Source organism: Salidesulfovibrio onnuriiensis, assembly GCF_008001235.1.
Classification (GTDB): domain Bacteria; phylum Desulfobacterota; class Desulfovibrionia; order Desulfovibrionales; family Desulfovibrionaceae; genus Pseudodesulfovibrio; species Pseudodesulfovibrio onnuriiensis.
Map to the genome: position 1 here is coordinate 1,023,088 of NZ_CP040751.1, position 15,557 is coordinate 1,038,644.

The 15,557-nt window shown below is 62.0% G+C and carries 18 protein-coding genes; 4 read left to right on the plus strand and 14 right to left on the minus strand.

From position 1 onward, the window contains the following. Positions 1–12 precede the first annotated feature (12 nt). Positions 13–429 (plus strand): HIT family protein, encoded by a 417-nt coding sequence (locus tag FGL65_RS04750; protein ID WP_147819907.1) that lies wholly within the window; start codon positions 13–15, stop codon positions 427–429. Positions 430–457: 28 nt separating this feature from the next. Continuing rightward, positions 458–748 carry an integration host factor subunit alpha gene (locus tag FGL65_RS04755; protein WP_147819908.1) on the plus strand — a complete coding sequence of 97 codons (291 nt, stop codon included), beginning with the start codon at positions 458–460 and terminating at the stop codon, positions 746–748. A gap of 123 nt (positions 749–871) precedes the next feature. Here the strand turns inward: FGL65_RS04755 and FGL65_RS04760 are convergent, their stop codons facing one another. From FGL65_RS04760 to FGL65_RS04775, 4 genes are all read right to left on the minus strand, one after another. Continuing rightward, entirely contained in the window at positions 872–1,366 is a 495-nt protein-coding gene (locus FGL65_RS04760) for an SPOR domain-containing protein (RefSeq protein WP_147819909.1), read from the minus strand. 154 nt (positions 1,367–1,520) lie between these two features. After that, positions 1,521–2,396 carry a cell division protein FtsX gene (locus FGL65_RS04765; RefSeq protein ID WP_147819910.1) on the minus strand — a complete coding sequence of 292 codons (876 nt, stop codon included), beginning with the start codon at positions 2,394–2,396 and terminating at the stop codon, positions 1,521–1,523. Next, the gene (ftsE, locus tag FGL65_RS04770) at positions 2,393–3,100 is read right to left on the minus strand and encodes a cell division ATP-binding protein FtsE (RefSeq protein WP_147822673.1); all 708 of its coding nucleotides are present in this window, start codon (positions 3,098–3,100) and stop codon (positions 2,393–2,395) included. The genes FGL65_RS04765 and ftsE overlap by 4 nt, the downstream gene beginning before the upstream one ends. A gap of 41 nt (positions 3,101–3,141) precedes the next feature. Next, a complete protein-coding gene (locus FGL65_RS04775) occupies positions 3,142–3,993 on the minus strand; it encodes a deoxyribonuclease IV (protein ID WP_147819911.1) in 852 nt (283 codons plus the stop codon). A 126-nt stretch (positions 3,994–4,119) separates the two neighbouring features. Here FGL65_RS04775 and FGL65_RS04780 point away from each other — a divergent pair, with 126 nt between their 5' ends. Together FGL65_RS04780 and rnhA are read left to right on the plus strand one after the other, a co-directional pair. Next, positions 4,120–4,626, plus strand: a complete 507-nt coding sequence (locus tag FGL65_RS04780) for a hypothetical protein (protein WP_147819912.1) — start codon at positions 4,120–4,122, stop codon at positions 4,624–4,626. Further along, complete coding sequence (gene rnhA / locus FGL65_RS04785) at positions 4,623–5,078, plus strand: ribonuclease HI (protein WP_147819913.1); 456 nt, start codon at positions 4,623–4,625, stop codon at positions 5,076–5,078. Before FGL65_RS04780 ends, rnhA begins: the two co-directional genes overlap by 4 nt. Positions 5,079–5,112: 34 nt before the next feature. Here the strand turns inward: rnhA and FGL65_RS04790 are convergent, their stop codons facing one another. The 10 genes from FGL65_RS04790 to FGL65_RS04835 form a co-directional block, all read right to left on the minus strand. Continuing rightward, positions 5,113–6,525: a PAS domain S-box protein gene (locus FGL65_RS04790; protein WP_147819914.1), complete on the minus strand. Its 1,413-nt coding sequence runs from the start codon at positions 6,523–6,525 to the stop codon at positions 5,113–5,115. 2 nt (positions 6,526–6,527) lie between these two features. Further along, positions 6,528–7,637: an ABC transporter substrate-binding protein gene (locus FGL65_RS04795; RefSeq protein WP_147819915.1), complete on the minus strand. Its 1,110-nt coding sequence runs from the start codon at positions 7,635–7,637 to the stop codon at positions 6,528–6,530. 116 nt (positions 7,638–7,753) lie between these two features. After that, a complete protein-coding gene (gene galE, locus FGL65_RS04800) occupies positions 7,754–8,734 on the minus strand; it encodes a UDP-glucose 4-epimerase GalE (protein WP_147819916.1) in 981 nt (326 codons plus the stop codon). A 40-nt stretch (positions 8,735–8,774) separates the two neighbouring features. Continuing rightward, positions 8,775–10,004 carry a radical SAM family heme chaperone HemW gene (hemW, locus tag FGL65_RS04805; protein WP_147819917.1) on the minus strand — a complete coding sequence of 410 codons (1,230 nt, stop codon included), beginning with the start codon at positions 10,002–10,004 and terminating at the stop codon, positions 8,775–8,777. Position 10,005: 1 nt separating this feature from the next. Further along, a complete protein-coding gene (locus tag FGL65_RS04810; RefSeq protein ID WP_147819918.1) occupies positions 10,006–10,368 on the minus strand; it encodes a hypothetical protein in 363 nt (120 codons plus the stop codon). Positions 10,369–10,371: 3 nt separating this feature from the next. Further along, positions 10,372–10,920, minus strand: a complete 549-nt coding sequence (locus tag FGL65_RS04815; RefSeq protein WP_147819919.1) for an epoxyqueuosine reductase QueH — start codon at positions 10,918–10,920, stop codon at positions 10,372–10,374. Between the two features lie 62 nt (positions 10,921–10,982). Then, positions 10,983–11,759 carry a transporter substrate-binding domain-containing protein gene (locus FGL65_RS04820; RefSeq protein WP_147819920.1) on the minus strand — a complete coding sequence of 259 codons (777 nt, stop codon included), beginning with the start codon at positions 11,757–11,759 and terminating at the stop codon, positions 10,983–10,985. A gap of 75 nt (positions 11,760–11,834) precedes the next feature. After that, entirely contained in the window at positions 11,835–12,602 is a 768-nt protein-coding gene (locus tag FGL65_RS04825) for a substrate-binding periplasmic protein (protein ID WP_147819921.1), read from the minus strand. A gap of 54 nt (positions 12,603–12,656) precedes the next feature. Further along, positions 12,657–13,424 (minus strand): substrate-binding periplasmic protein, encoded by a 768-nt coding sequence (locus tag FGL65_RS04830; protein WP_147819922.1) that lies wholly within the window; start codon positions 13,422–13,424, stop codon positions 12,657–12,659. A gap of 66 nt (positions 13,425–13,490) precedes the next feature. Next, entirely contained in the window at positions 13,491–15,449 is a 1,959-nt protein-coding gene (locus tag FGL65_RS04835; protein ID WP_147819923.1) for an OPT family oligopeptide transporter, read from the minus strand. Positions 15,450–15,557 lie beyond the last annotated feature (108 nt).

Genomic DNA, 15,557 nt, shown 5'->3' on the forward strand with positions numbered 1-15,557 from the left:
TTTGAGGATTCCATGAGCGAAGAATGTATTTTTTGTAAAATCATTGCAGGGGAGATTCCCTGCGCCAAGATATACGAGTCCGAAACCTGCCTGGCGTTTCTGGATATCGCCCCGGTGAACAAGGGCCATGCCCTGGTGCTGCCCAAGGAGCACCACGCCACCATCTGGGAGCTGCCCTCCCGGTTGGGCGAAGGATTCATGGACGCTCTGGCCAAGGTCGGGGCTGCCGTGAAGGATGCCACCGGCGCGGACGGGCTCAATGTCATGCAGAACAATCTCGAAGCCGCGGGGCAGTTGGTGCCGCACGTGCATTTTCATCTGATTCCCCGGTTCGAGAACGATGGTTTGGAGCTTTGGGCGCAAACGCCCTATGAAGACAACGATGAGATGAATTCGCTTGCGGAAAGGATCCGCAGCACATTGGGGTAGCACCCGCAACCCGATACTGGAGGCTATGATGAGTGGACAAACACTGACCAAGGCCGGAATCGTCGATTACATCTATGAGCGTACCGACAAGAACCGGGCCGAGATCAAGGACCTCGTCGAAACCATTCTGGACGTCATGAAGGGCGCCATCAAGAAGGACCATGCCCTGCTGGTCAGCGGTTTCGGCAAATTCGAAGCCTATGACAAGAAGGCGCGCAAGGGCCGCAACCCGCAGACCAGCGCCACCATCACCCTGCCGCCGCGCAAGGTGGTCGTGTTCCGCCTGTCCAGGAAGTTTCGTTCCGAGCTGAACCCCTAGGCCGCCGGAGCCGCGAAGATATGACGAAAAAAGGAGCTTTCCGAAATGGAAAGCTCCCTTGCTCGCCTGCGTGAAACCCATGCTTGTGCACGGGGGACTGGGGGCAGGAAAAAAAGAAGCGCGTTATTGCGCTTCTTTTTTTGTCTTTTCGATCAGGATGAAGCTGTCGGGATAGATGACGCGCAATTTCTTGAGCGCCCGTTCCGCGGTTTCCCGGTCCGGGAAGACCCCGGCCTGGACGCGGAAGAATCCGTCGGTTTCGTTCTTGGAGAATCTCGAGCCCTTGTACCCGTCCGCAATGAGGCGGGACATGGCGGCCTTGGCGCCGACCTGATCGGCGTAGGCACCCACCTGAATATAGGCCAGCCCCTTGTTGGAGGGCTTGAACGGCCCCAGGTCCTGCTCGATGATGTCCGTTTCCTGGATGGCGGGTTCCTTCACGACCTTGGGGGCCGGTTTCTCCACCACGGCGGGCTTCTTCACGACCTTGGCCGGCTTTTGAGGGGCCGGCTGCTGCGTGACCGGGGGCGTCGTCTCAATGGACTTGCGGGCGCACCCGGCGGCGGCAAGGGCCGTTGCCAGCAACAACAGTGCAAACAGTTTGATGTATTTGTTCATAAAAAACTCCGGCGGGATTGGAAAAAGGCGCTCGGGCTCCCGTCCGCCCGATTCCCCTCTGGGAAAGTATGCTGTCTACTAGATCACAATGCGGCTCTTGGCAAGATTGCGCAAAGGCCTTTGCCGCATGTGCGGGAATTTGCACGTGGCGTGGCTACCGAACCGCAACCCAGCTGGAAAGGGCGGCCACCAGGGTCACGGCCCCGCACATCAGGGCGCAGTGCTCCCACGGCAGAAAGCGGATCTCGATGAACAGGGGCGCGATGTTCAGGGTTTCGGCCAGCGCGTTTTGCGCCAGCTTGAGCAGGCCGATGCCCGCGGCGCTGCCGAGCAGCCCCTGGACCATGCCCCCGGTCAGGAGCGGCCAGCGCACATACCATGGCTTGGCCCCCACCAGGGAGAGGATCTCGATTTCGTCCATCCGGGTGAGCAGGGAGAGGCGTATGGTGTTGCCCACCACCAGCCCGACGACCAGCCCCAGGAACCCGATGATGGGCCAGATGATGGCCCGGCTGATGACTCGCCATCCCCGGGCCAGGTCGGCCTGCAGCGGGGTGTAGGTGACCTTTTCCACGCCGTCCATGGCCTTGAGCCCGGTCAGGATGTCCGCCGCCCAGCCCTCCTGCTGCGCCTCGGGCGGCACGGCAAACGAGGTCAGGGCCGAATAGGGCAGGGGGTTCTGGTCCTTGAGCCAGGAAAAGTCGCCGGTCTTGCCCAGTGTGTCGGCCAGCTCCAGCAGCGCGTCCTGGGGCGTGAATCCTTTGATTTCCACCAGATGGTCCATGGCGCCGATGGTTTCCCATTGGGTCTGGATCAGCTCGGGTGTGGCGTCGGCGCTCCAGTAGACCTGGAACTGCACTTCCCCGCGCGACTTGAGCAGGTGCAGGTCTATGTTGTGCAGGGCCAGCAGGATGAACCCGGCCAGGAGCGAGACCATGGCCACGGCCACCAGGGTCAGCAGGTGCGCCCAGGGGTGGATCCTGAAGTCGGCGAGGCCGCGTCCGGTGAGGCGGAGGAGTTGCCCTATCATTCGGTTTCCTCCCCGGTTTCCGGATCGAGCCCGGGAATGGCTTCCCCGTCCAGCTCCACCACGCGCCCCTGCTCCAGATGCAGGATGCGGGCGTCGGGCACGGCCTCCAGCACTTCACGGCTGTGGGTGGCCATGATGATGGAGGTCCCGTAGGTGTGGAACTGCTTGAAGATGTCCATGAGATGCATGGTCAGGTCGAAGTCCAGGTTGCCGGTGGGTTCGTCGGCCAGGATCAGTTCCGGGTTGGTGACCATGGAGCGGGCAATGGCCACGCGCTGCTGCTCGCCACCGGAAAGGCGTTCGCAGAGCGTGTAGCTCTTGGATTCCAGGCCCATGGCCCGGATGATGGCCCGCACGCGGCGTTCCAGGGGCGAACGGGGCATGCCGCGCACCTCCAGGGCCATGGCCACGTTGTCGAAAACGGACCGTCTGGGCAGGATCTTGAAGTCCTGGAAGACCACGCCCACGCGCCGCCGCAGGCTCGGCACATTGCGGCGCTTGAGCTTGTTGAGCTCGAACCCGGCCACCGCGGCCCGGCCCCGCGTCAGGGGCAGCGCGCCGTAGAGCAGCCGCAGCAGGGTGGTCTTGCCCGCGCCGGAATGACCTGTCAGGAACAGGAATTCGCCTTTTCCCAGGGAGAAGCTGATGTCCTTGAGCGCCCACTGGGAACCGAAATTGTAGGATAGATGTTGCACCTCAACCATGGACATGTGTGTACCCGCATGAGCGGGTTTTGTAAAACCTGTCAATCATTTTGCACCAACCCGCGCAGTACGGCCAGGTTTCGGCGGTCGTCCTCGAGGTCCTCTTCCTTGTCGGTTTCCAGGCTCATGCCCACTTCCCGGAAGCGCGGGTCGTTCATGAGGCTGCGAAAGCCCTCCAGCCCGATGGCGCCCTGCCCGATGTGCTCGTGCCGGTCCTTGCGTTCTCCCAGTTCGGTCTTGCTGTCGTTGAGGTGGAAAAAGCGGATGCGCTCCAGCCCCACGATGCGGTCGAACTCGGCAAAGGTTGCGGCATAGGCCTCGGGGGTACGGATGTCGTATCCTGCCGCAAAGGTGTGGCAGGTGTCGTAGCAGACCCCGAGCCGGTCCCTATGGCGGCTGGCCCGGATCATTTCGCCCAGCTCCTCGAAGCGCGAGCCCAGGTTGGTGCCCTGCCCGGCAGTGGTTTCCAGCAGCACGGTGACGTTCTCGGTGTCCGAGGCCTCGATGGTCCGGTCCAGGCGTTGCACGTAGCGCTCGATGCCCGCCTCTACGCCCGCTCCCAAATGCGAGCCAGGGTGGGTCACCAGCCAGGAGACGCCCAGGGCCTCGCAGCGGCGCAGCTCCTCGGCAAAGGCGGCGGAGGACTTGGCGGCCGCGTCCTCCTTGGGACTGGCCAGGTTGATGAGGTAGGAGTCGTGGGCGGCCACGGGATAGTCCCCCCAGGCCCGCCATTCCTCCCGGAACAGGGCGATGTCTCGTTCCTCCAGGGGCGGTATTTTCCATTGGCGCTGGTTGCGCGTGAATATCTGCAGTGCGGTTCCGTCCACGGCCCGGATGCGGGCAAAGGCCTTGTGTAGGCCCCCGGCAATGGACATGTGCGATCCAAGATACATGTATCAACTCCGTTGCGGTTTCGGGCATTGTACCCGCAAATCCTGTTTCGGCAAGGGGGAAGGGAGCTTGCATAGGGCGGCGTCTGCGGTTAATCAGGGAAGATAAACGCAGCCAACGGAGTTTCCATGAAAATCAATCTGCCTGCTCCCAAGGGGAAAACCGTCATGGAGCGCACGCTCAGGACACTGGGCATGCTGCTGGTCTTTCTCGTGGTCATCTGGGCTTTCTACAAGAACAATGAAAACGTGCTGGAGCGCGTCCAGAAGAACCGTTCCGTATGGGACGAAACCGGCCAGCTCGACAAGGACGAGATCAGCTATCTGCGCGATTTCGTGAAGAGCATGCGCGAGCGGTTCGGCGTGGCGGTCAAGATTCAGGTCTTCAAGGGTGATGTGGAAATGCCCGAACTGGATTCCAAGACCATCTACATCGGCCTGTCCCCGGCGGGGCGGCAGGTGGCCGTGGAGTTTCCGCCCCTGCTTCGGCCCGCCCTGGGAGCGGATTTCATCGAATCGGTGAACAACGAGTTCTTTGCCGAGGCCTTTGACACCGGGCAGTGGGGGCGCGAGCTGCAGATACTGACAACCATGATCTGGTCGCGTCTTGCGGCCCTGGAGGAAAGCACTCAGTGAGTGACGTTACTTTGTATACGGACGGCTCCTGCCTGGGCAACCCCGGCCCGGGCGGTTACGGGGCGGTGCTCATCTTTGGCGAGCACCGCAAGGAGCTTGCCCAGGGGTTCAAGGATACCACCAACAACCGCATGGAGCTGCGGGCCGTCATCGAGGGACTCCGGGCCCTGACCCGTCCCTGTTCCGTGGAGCTTTACACGGATTCCAAATACGTGCAGCAGGCCATCACCAAGGGCTGGCTCAAGAACTGGCAGAAAAACGGTTGGCAGACCGCGGCCAAGAAGCCGGTCAAGAACCAGGACCTGTGGCGGGATCTCATGCCGCTTCTGGAAAAGCACCGGATCGATTTCCGCTGGGTCAAGGGCCACAGCGGGCATCCGGAGAACGAGCGGTGCGACGAACTGGCCAGGACGGCGGCGTCGGGAAGGAATCTTCTTCCGGACGAGCAGTAGGCTGAAAAAACGAGGCGGCATGGGCCGCCTTTTTTTATGCGTCGTCCGGATCGGCGGGGACTTCGGATTCGCGGGCGATGTCGATGACCGTGACGAAGTTTCTCGGCTCGCCCCGGATGGTCATGGGGCTGACATGGACCTCCACGTCCCGCAGCACGTCCCCGGCCAGCTTGTGCCGGGTGCGGAAGTGGGAGGCGTCGTGATTGGCCTGCACGGTGTCGATCATTCCCTGCACCGTGTCGCGGGAGTTGGCGTCCAGGTCGTGGATGGTCAGGGCGTTGAGCGTGGTGCGGGTGTAGCCGTAGTACCGGGCCGCCTGCTTGTTGCTGTCCATGATCCCGCCCGTGACCGGATCCACCAGGAGCAGCACCAGCTGGTTGTCCTCAAACAGGGCCCTGTACCGTTCGGCGTTTTCGCAGAGTTCCTCTTCTCTGCCCCGAACCTCCCGGGACATCGTTCGGAATTCCTCTTCCACGGCTTCCAGCTCACGGTAGGTCGCCCGGAAGGGAGCGTCGGCAATGTCTCCGCCTGCCGCCAGTTGCTTGATGTCGTCGATGAAGTCTTCCAGGGGGAGGACCAGGCCGGTTTTGATGGAATTTCCGAGCAGGGCCCTGGCGATCAGGAACAGGGTGGTCACCAGGGCGATCAGCGCCAGGACGGCCTGGATGACCGGAATGAAGACGGTGGAGGCCTGACTCAGGATCATGATTTTCCAGTCTTCGCCCGGGATGCGGGCCAGGGAGCCGATATACAGGCGGTCCTCGTGGGTGAACATTTTCGTGAGGACGCGGCCCTCCTGCTCCCGGGCCTGTAGCAGGGGCATATCGCCGATGTTTTCCTGGCGGAGCACCTTGGCCCTGTCCGGATGGGAGACGATATTCCCGAAGGCGTCCGTGAGGATGATGATGTTGCCCGGCGGAAGCATGCCTCCCAGGTGTTGGGAAAGGGTCAGAGTGTCCATTTCTCCCACGAGCATGTTGCCGGCGGGATGGGGCACGCCCAGGTAGATGACGGGGTGTCCTGATTCCGGGGAGACGATGGGCCTGGTGATGATGGAGCCGCCCGGCTGCGGGGCGATCTTGATGGGGAACGGCAGCCCCTCGGCACCGGCGGGTGCGGCCGCCAGTATGGTGCCTTCCCTGGAAAGCCAGAGCAGGCGTTCGAAATGGGGATAGGCGCCGTAGAAGTTCTCCAAGGATTTTTTCATGTCGCTTTCCCCGGGGGCGATGCGCTTGGAAAAATACCTGAGGGCGTGCAGGGAGCCGTCGATGTAGGAGGAAATATAGTAGGAGATGGCCCCCGAGACCGTTCGGTTGCGTTTTTTCACCTCGTTGTAGGCGCTGTTGGCCATCAGGATTCCCAGGCCGAGGACAAAGACGAGGCTGGGCAGGAATATCCAGATGCGCAGTTTTTTTCTGAGTATGGACAGAAAGGTGGGACGCGCCATGATCACTCCTGGTTCAGCAGGACGAAGCGGCCGTTTTTCACGGTGGAGATGAAGTCCTCCCGTTCGACGTCGCCGTATTCATTGAAGCGGAATTCTCCGATGATGCCCGGGTAATTATCTTCCTCCAGCAGGGCCTGCTTGAGCCCTTCCAGGCCGCCGTCGGTCCTGCGCAGCCCGGTGATGAGCGCCGTGGTGGCCTCATAGGCGTAGGTCGCCGCGAATCCCGGAGGCGCGCCGTAGCGGTCGATGAATCGCTTTTTGAAGTCCTGGAATTCCTTGCGCTGGTTGTCCGCGGAATAGACCGTGGCGAAGATGAAGCCCTCCACGGAGTCCCCGCCCGCCTGGATCACCTCCGGGGTGTAGGACCAGGCCGGACAGAACACCGGCAGGTTCAGCCCCCGGCTTTTGAGCCTCCTGGCCAGGGCGGCCACGTCGCGGGCCGAGGCGGACATGACCAGGGCCTGCGGATTGCTCTGCGCGATGGCCTCCAGCAGTTCGTCCCAGTTGCGCAGCTCGTTGGAGGAATATTCGAGCGTTCCCGGTATGCTTCCGCCCAGTTCGGCGAACCGGTTCGCAAAGGCGTTGTTGAAGGTGTTTACGTAGTCGGCGTTGTCCTGGTCGCCGATGATGAACACCCTGGTGATATCCCTGTTCCTGGCGTACTCGGCCAGGGATCGGGCGCGGGCCGTGTTCACTGCCACGACCCGGAAAAAGAAGTCGTCCTTGTCGCTCAGTGCCGGGGACGAGGAGGTGGGCGAGATCATGATCGTTTCGAGATGGGGCGCCAGGGCCACGCCGATGCCGCTGGTCATGGGGCCGACCACGGCCACGCAGCCCTGGTCCATGAGCTCCTGAACGGCCTGGATGGCTGTGGCCGGGGTGTTGCCGTCGTCCTTGGGGAAAAGCCGGATGTCGCGGCCGTCAATGCCGCCCTGGAGGTTGGCTTCCTTCACGGCCAGTTGCGCGCCGTTGCGCCCCGCGACGCCCAGGTCCGAGAATTTGCCGGTGAGCTGGCCCACGAAACCGATGTCCACGGGCGAAAAGGAATCGCATCCTGCGGCGAGCAGCAGGAGGATGAAAAGGCAGAGGCTGAGTCTTGATGCCGTGCGCATGGTCTTCCGTCCTTGTTGTGCGGCCCAAGGGCTTACAGACAGCCTACACGAAAAAGCGGAATATTTACATGGCCCCGGGCCAAATAATAATTCGGCTCGGATTCAGGGGGATGCGGCTATCGTTTCAGGTCCTTGCGGTGCCAGCGCCAGGCCGTTTCGATGATTTCGCGCACGTCCGCGTGCCTGGGCCGCCAGCCAAGGACGCGCCGGGCCTTTTCCGAGGAACTGACCAGCGCCGGGGAGTCGCCCGCCCTTCGCTCGGCGGTTTCCACGGGAATCTCCCGGCCGGTCACCTCCCGGGCCATGTCGATGACCTCGCGCACGGAAAACCCGTTGCCGTTGCCCAGGTTGAAGATGTCGGAATCGCCGCCGCCCGCCAGATGGTCCAGGGCCAGGGCGTGGGCCTCGGCCAGGTCCGTGACGTGGATGTAGTCGCGTAGGCAGGTCCCGTCCGGGGTGGCGTAGTCCGTGCCGAAGATCTTGATGCTGTCCCGGATGCCCAGGGCGGCGTGCAGAATGAGCGGGATGAGATGGGTCTCGGGCTGGTGCCGTTCGCCCACGTCCGTTTCCGGGTCGGCCCCGGCCGCGTTGAAGTAGCGCAGGATGGCGCTCTTGAGTCCGTAGGCCTTGCCGTAGTCCCGGATGACCTGCTCCACCATGCGTTTGGACCAGGCATAGGGCGAGAGCGGGGACAGGGGATGATCCTCGGCCAGGGTCGGGGTCTGCGGTTCGCCGTAGACGGCGGCCGTGGAGGAAAACACGATGCGTCCCACGCCGGCGTCCTGCATGGCCCCCAGCAGGTTCAGGGTGTTGCGCACGTTGTTTTCATAGTACATGCGCGGCTTTTCCACGGATTCCCCCACCGCGATGAAGGCCGCGAAATGCACCACCTCGTCGATGGAATGCCGGGCGAAGACGTCCTTGAGAAAGGCCCTGTCCTCCAGGTCCCCCTCCTCGAATTCGCCCCATTGCAGGAAATCGCGGTGGCCGTAGGAAAGATTGTCCAGAACGACCACGTCCTTGTCGCGGGAGGCCAATTCCTTGGCCGTGTGCGACCCGATGTATCCGGCGCCGCCGGTGATCAGTGTTTTGCCCATGGGGAGGTTCTACCGCACCGGGCGGGGCGGGGCAAGCGGATCAGTCGTCGAAGACTAGTCTTCGTATGATGGGGTTGGAGGCCAGCATGCCGTTCTTGGTCAGCTTGAGGCGGCCCCGGTTGATGCGCACCAGGTTTTCCCGGTGCAAGGCGCTCAGGAGCGGCTCCTGGCGTTTGACCAGGTCGTACCCGGCCCGTTTGCGGAATTCCTTGAGATCCAGGCCCTTGGTGGTGCGCAGGCTGAGCATGACCAGCTCGCGCAGCCGGTCCTGGTCGGTCAGTTCCTCGAAGTCCTCGCCTACGAACCCGCCTCGCACGGCCGCGTCGTATTCGTCCATGTAGCACGGGTTGGTGAAGCGGCGCTTGCCGAGGGTGGAAACGGCCGAGGGCCCCAGGCCCAGGTAGTCCTCTCCGGACCAGTAGCCGCTGTTGTGGCGGGACATGAAGCCCATGCGCGCGAAGTTGGAGACCTCGTACTGCATGTAGCCGTGGGATTCCAGGAACTCGGCCCCGTAGATGAACATGCGGCCCAGTTCGTTTTCCTTGGGCAGCTTGAATTCGCCGTCGTCGAACTTCTTGCCCATGACCGTGTAGGGCTCCAGGGTCAGGTTGTAGGCCGAGAGGTGCTCGGGCTTCAGCTTGACCACGGTTTCCAGGGTTTTGATCCAGGCCTGCATGCGCTGGCCGGGCAGGCCCCAGATGAAGTCCACGCTGATGTTGTGGAACCCGGCGCTGCGCGCGTCCCTGTAAGACTGCACGGCCTGAGACGCGGAGTGCGGACGGCCGAGCATGTACAGCTCGCCGTCGTCCAGGCTCTGGAAGCCGAGGGAGAGGCGGTTGACGCCCATGCTCAGGAGCGCGCGGAAATAGCTGATGTCCGTGGCCGAGTCCGGATTGGCCTCCAGGGTGATCTCCATGCCCTGCTGGAAGGTGAAGTGCGTGCGCAGGGCCTTCATGATGGAGTCCAGCTGGTGCGGCGGGATCAGGCTGGGGGTACCGCCGCCGAAGTAGACGGTCTTGAGCCGGGGGCGCTTGAGCCGTTCGCCCCAGAGCTCGATCTCCTTGAGCAGGGTCTTGTGGTACCAGGCGAAGGTCACCTGGTTGAAGGCCTGGGAGTGGAAGGTGCAGTAGTGGCAGCGCGACCGGCAAAAGGGCACGTGGATGTAGAGCAGCAGGCCGGAAGCCTCGTCCCGGACAGCCTTCTTGCGGGTGCCTGCCGCACCGGGAAAGGCCGGGCGTATGGAGAGTTCGTCGCCGCTGTAGATGGCCATGCTAGACGTCCCTGCCCGGTCGGTTGAGGAAGATCAGGATGCCTCCGTAAGTGAAGTAGCCGCCCACGAACAGGTTCACCAGCTTCATGCCCAGATCTCCCTCGGTGCCCGCCACCAGGTGCAGCAGGCCGCTGAAGAGCATGAGCAGGCAGAGTGCCCAGGTGGCGAGTTTCTGCTTCTGATGGGTGAACCAGCCCAGAACGGAATAGACAAATATGGAGATGAGCCAGACATGGGGCGGATTGTTTTCGCTGGGCTGGAGCCAGGCCAGGGCCGCGTTCAGGACGGCCATGAGCACGAAGCCTATGAGAAAGGCCTCTTGCCGGAACAGGAATCCGAATCTGCTTTCCTCCAACCTGGGCATGGCTTACTCCGTCCTGAGTTCCTTGTGGTAGCGTTCGTTTTCGCTGTAAAGGCAGCCGCAGTACTGCTGCCGGTAGATGCCCCATTCCTTGCTCAGGGCAATGCCCTCTTTCCAGCCTTCCCGGAAATCGTGGTACAGGAACCGGGTCTTGCCGCCCTCCAGGTCGCGCCCCAGCGCCGCGATGTCATCGTGTTTCTGGAACTTGCTGTAGAGCAGGGTGGTGCTGAAGCAGTCGAACCCGCCGCGTTTGGCAATGGACGCGGTGCGTTCCAGCCTGTTGGCATAGCAGTGGAAGCAGCGGTTGTTCTCCCGGTAGGCGACTGCGCGGAACCAGTCCTGGGGCCGGTATTCGCCGTCCTTGACCAGGACCTTGAAACCCAGCTTTTCCGCCACTTCCAGGCAGCCGTCGCGGCGTTTCGCGTATTCGGTCAGGGGATGGATGTTCGGGTTGTAATACAGCCCGGTGACTTCATACCCCTGGTCCTGCAGGGTCTGCACGGTGGTGATGCTGCACGGTCCGCAGCACATGTGCAGCAATATTTTCTCGTTCATGGCGAACCTTTTTCCCATATCCCGTCAAGAGTCAAGTCCGTGAAATTCTTGCGCACGGCGCGTCATTCGCTTTTCGGCGCGGTCTGCTCGAGTATTCGGCCATATTCCGGGGTGGTTTTGAAGATGCGCAATTCCTCGGAAAAGCGTCCGATAAAGCTCTTGTTCACGGTTTCCTTGCTGAACAGGGTATAGATGCGCTGTTCTTCCAGAAGGAAGGGCGCCGGGCAGACGTCGCATTCCAGGCCGAGCTGGTGGCTCAGCCAGAGGCCGTTGCGGTGGTCGCACAGGGCCGCGTCGATGCGGTTTTCCATGAGCTTGCGGAAGTTGGCCTCGTCGGTGAGCACGGTCTGCGTTTCCGCGATTTCCCCCAGGCGTTTCAGCAGGGTGGGCGAGTAGGCGTAATCCTGGACCACACCCACCCGTTTTCCCCGGAGGGATTCAAGGGAGGTGTACTGGTGCTCCCGGGAGCGGAAACAGGGGACAAAGACTCGCCATTGGGCCGTGAGCATGGATTCCGATGGAAACAGGGCGAATTTTTCCCGCTTGGGGCAGCGGATGCCGCTGAGCAGGATGTCCGCCTGGCCCAGTTCCAGCATCTGGAGCCCTCGGCTCCAGGGAACGCCTTTTGCGGAGGAGATTTCGATACCCATGGCCTTCAGCACGGCCCTGGTCACTTCATAGGAGATGCCTGCGGGCCGCTGGCGGCTGTCGGTGTATTCATAGGGCGGCCACTGGTCATAGACGATGCGCACGGACTCCGCGCGGCCGAAGACCGCGCCGAAGAGGCCGAAGCAGAGGGAAAGTGTCAGGATGGCCGCAATACGGCAAGCCGTGCTCATGGTTACAGGATATCAGCAGGGAAACGGTGTGCGCCATTAGTTTTTGGAAAAGAAAAGGGGGGAATTCGGAACGGGCTATTGGCCGTAGGACTTGGTGCTCCGGAGCAGGCGTTCATACGCCGGGGTGGCCTTGAACTTGCGGAGCCGTTCGGTGAATTGATCCACGATATCCCTGGTGACGGTCTTTTTGCTGAAAAAGGGGTAGAGCTCCCGGCTGCCGATGGGCAGCGGCGTGACGCAGATTTGGGAGCTGAGCTCCAGATCGTGCAGGAGCCACAGGCCGTTGAGATAGTCGCTGAGCACCGCGTCCACGCGGCCGGTGACCAGCTTGCGGAAGTTGGTCTCGTCGGTGTTCACTTGGTCGATGATGGCGACGTTGTCCAGGTCTTTCATGAATTTTTCAGGATAGTTGTAGCTGCGCACCGTGCCGACTGTTTTTTTGTCCATGGTTTCGATGGAGGTGTAGGTGGCCGGGTTGCTGCGGTAGCAGTGCACGAAGGCCCGCCATTCGGCCGTGATGATGGATTCTCCGGGATAGTGGAAGATCTTTTCCCGTTCCGGGGTGTACACCCCGCTGATGAGCACGTCGATTTCCCCGTGTTCCAGCATCTTGAGCCCCCGGCCCCAGGGCAGCACATCCACGCTGCGCAGGTCGATGCCCATTTCCGCGAGCACGGCCTTGGTGGCTGCGAAGGCGATGCCTGCGGATTGTCCCTGCTGGTTCTGGTATTCGTAGGGCGGCCAGATATCCATGCCCAGGCGCAACGACGCGGTCCCTTCCGCCTGTGCGGGCAGGGCCAGGATGATCAGCAGTATGGCCAGGAACAACCGGGAGTACTTCATGCTTGCAGCCTAACAGCATGCGACATGTGTTCGCTATTAGAATGATGCTCGGGGCTATCGGTCGAGATTTTCGACCCTGTTGAGCAGCTGTGCATATTCCGGGGTGGCCTTGAACTTGCGGAGCCGTTCGGTGAATCGATCCACGATATCTTTGGCGACGGTCTTTTGGCTGAAAAGGGGATAGAGTTCCCGGCTGCCGATGGGCAGCGGCGTGACGCAGATTTGGGAGTTGAGCTGCAGCACGTGCAGGAGCCAGAGCCCGTTGAGATAATCGCTGAGCACCACGTCCACGCGATCGGTGACCAGCTTGCGGAAGTTGGTCTCGTCGGTGTTCACCTTGTCGATGAGGGCAATGCTGTCCAGCTTTTTCATGAATTTTTCAGGGTAGTTGTAGCTGCGAACCGTGCCGACTGTCTTTTTGTCCAGGGTCTCGATGGTGGTGAAGGCGGCCGGGTTGCTTTGGCCGCAGTGCACGAAGGCCCGCCACTCGGCCGTGATGATGGATTCTTCGGGGTAGTGGAAGATGCTTTCCCGCTCCTTGGTGCGCACCCCGCTGATGAGCACGTCGATTTCCCCGTGCTCCAGCATCTTGAGGCCCCGAGCCCAGGGCAGCACCTCCACGCTGCGCAGTTCGATGCCCATTTCCGCGAGCACGGTCCTGGTGGTTTCAAAGGCAATGCCCGCGGGTCTTCCCGATGTGGTCTGGAATTCGTAGGGCGGCCAGATATCCATGCCCAGACGCAGAGGCGTGGTTTCGTAGGCCCATGCGGGCAGGGCCAGGGTTGCCAGCAATATGGTTAGGCACAGACGGAAGTACTTCATGCTCGCAGCCTAACAACATGCGTCATGTGTGCGCCATTAGAATCAATGGTTGCGGCAATCGTCCGTTTAATACGCCAGTCTGCCCAGGGATTTGAGTATCAGCGTGCAGCCCATGGCGAACATGCCCGTCAGGCCCATGCCGCAGGAAAAGCCCGCCAGGAGGACCGGCGCGTAATGCCGCCATTGGGCCCCGTATTTCTTCAGGAAGTAGAAGCGGCCCAGCAGCGCGCCGATGACCTCCAGGATCAGGCCATGGGGCGTGGACTGGCCCAGGCCGCGCACCACGCCGTAGACCAGGAGCACGGGCAGCCCCAGCACGTTGAGCAGGGCGTACAGCCCCACCCCCAGGCCGATGCCGCCCAGCACGATGGGACCGGACAGGGCCTCGAAAAAGAGGGAGTTGCCTTCCAGGGTCGAGGTCTGCAGAAGCAGGGTGTTGAGGGCCTGCAGATGCCAGAGTTCCTGGGCAAACGGGTACTGCGGCGAGGGGATGGGCGCCAGCTGCCACAGGAACTGGGAAAAGAGCAGCGAGGCCACCATGACCACCGGGAAAACCACCAGTTCGGCCTTGATGATGCCCTTGAGACTGGTGCCCGTAAGCTCGATCTGCCGGAATTGCACCGTGGCCTCCCCGTAGTTGTGGATGGGGATGGGCGCGTACCAGATTTCGATGCCCTGGTAGCCGAAGAACTTGGCCCCGGCAATGAACGAGAATTCGCGCACCATGGGCAGGCTGATGAACTGCCCGGCCACGCCCTCCATGCGTGCGGTCACGTAGGAGACCACGGGCGTGTACACGAAGCCGTAGAGCACGAAGAATATCCACGGGAAGGACGGCACCAGCCAGACGCACAGGAAGATGTAGGCCAGGGTGGAGAACACGTAGATGGACAGCGAGACCCAGATGTTGATGTCGCCCCGGTTCATGTTGGTCTTGAGCAGCACCGAGAAGTCCAGCTTGCCGTCGCCCGAGCCCTTGAACGACTTGACCACGTAGTAGACGCCGATGAGCGCGATGGCTAGGCCCAGCCCGATGCCGAAGCTCATGTAGAAGTCGAAGTTGTTGGCGAAGACCGTTTCCACGGTTTCCATGCCCGGGTGCCAGCGGTGCAGGATGCCGTGGTGGTACAGGACCGGGTTGGCCACCACGGTGATGATCAGCCCCACCAGTCCGCCGATGACCGCCCAGAAGGGCAGCACCATGCCGATGAACACCAGGCCCAGGTCGAACTGCAGGCCCGTGGCCACTGCGGGCAGCACATCCTCGGTGTGCCGCGTCAGTTCGATCCACGGGATGGGAATGAGCCGTATGGTCTCCTGGAACAATAATCCCGAGAGGGCTGGCAGGAGCACGTAGAAGAAGCCGAAGGCCAGGCCGATCATGCCGCCGATGGAAAAGACGCGCCATTTCCAGCCGGTCTTGCGGTCCTCGGTGGATTCGGCCAGGGCCATGGTGCCCAGCGCGCCCACCGGGGCCATGGGGAAGGGCAGCTTTTCCACGTCCGATGTCAGCCGGTAGAGGCTGTAGCCCAGCCCGAAGTGGTCGATGCGCTGCACGAGCTGCGCACCGATGAGCAGCAGGATCGGGATGAGCCAGTCGCCGTGGAAGAAGCTCCGGTCCAGGTAGGAGGCCGATTCCAGGCCCGGGGCCACCCAGTGGGGGATGAATTCCGTGAGGCCGAGCATGCGCGCGGCGTCGGACTGCACCAGATACTGGTTCCAGAGCAGGCCCTGGAACGGCGAGGCCAGGGCCGCGCCCGCCATGTAGTAGAGCAGGAAGATTTCCTGCTGCTTGAGTTCCGAGTACGAGCGCTTGGCGATTTCCGCGAACAGGATGATGGTCACCCAGCGGGCGGCCGGACCGATGCCCTGGCCGATGACCAACTGCAGATACATGCTGCCGGGCATCATCAGGAAGCCGATGAAGATGGCCCCGATAAAGGTCTTCCAATCGAAGCCCTCCTCGAAGCGGTCCGGCGGCTTCATCAGGTCGCGATACTCTTTGAGTTCCTTGTCGTCGTACATATGCAGCCTTGTGTTGCCGGGGGAAGGGGGAACCCCCTTTGCAAAGGGGGTTCCCCCTTCCCCCGGACCCCCAACCCCCTTCCCGAAAATCCCTGGCGATCGCTTTGC